This is a genomic window from Micromonospora sp. BL4, assembly GCF_003667505.1.
Lineage (GTDB): Bacteria > Actinomycetota > Actinomycetes > Mycobacteriales > Micromonosporaceae > Micromonospora.
In genome coordinates this window covers 1-476 of sequence record NZ_RCVJ01000023.1, presented here as the reverse complement: position 1 = coordinate 476, position 476 = coordinate 1, and the positions used below count along the sequence as shown (strand labels likewise).

General features: G+C 68.7%; 1 protein-coding gene. It reads left to right on the top strand.

Annotation, left to right across the window (positions count from 1 at the left end; all coding sequences use genetic code 11):
- Positions 1 to 476, top strand: a 476-nt coding sequence (locus EAD89_RS00125) for a C39 family peptidase (protein WP_121674252.1), incomplete at both ends; no start/stop codon positions are given.

Genomic DNA, 476 nt, shown 5'->3' with positions numbered 1-476 from the left:
TCACCGCCGCCTACGCCGCGTCCGACGCCAAGCCGGCCACCCAGACCCAGACCGACCGCAAGCCGTCGGGTGAGCGTCAGCTCGGCGTGCGGTACGAGGCGCAGCCGAACTTCTACTACTGCGGCCCCGCCGCCACCCGCAACGCCCTGTCCGTGCAGGGCAAGGACATCAGCGTGGACGCCATGGCCAAGGAGATGGGCACCACCGAGGCCGGCACCAACTCCATCAACGACATCACCCCCGTGCTGAACAAGGAGACCGGCAAGACCGACGCCTACCACAGCGTCGAGATCTCCAGCCCCAGCGCTGACGGCAAGCAGACCGACACGCTGCGCGCCGACATCGTCAAGACCGTGGACGACGGTCGGGCTGTGGTCGCGAACATCGCCGGCACCAGCGTCGACACCGACGGTGGGGTGCACTCCTTCGAGGGCGGGCACTACATCAGCGTGGTCGGGTACCGCGACGGCGGGAAC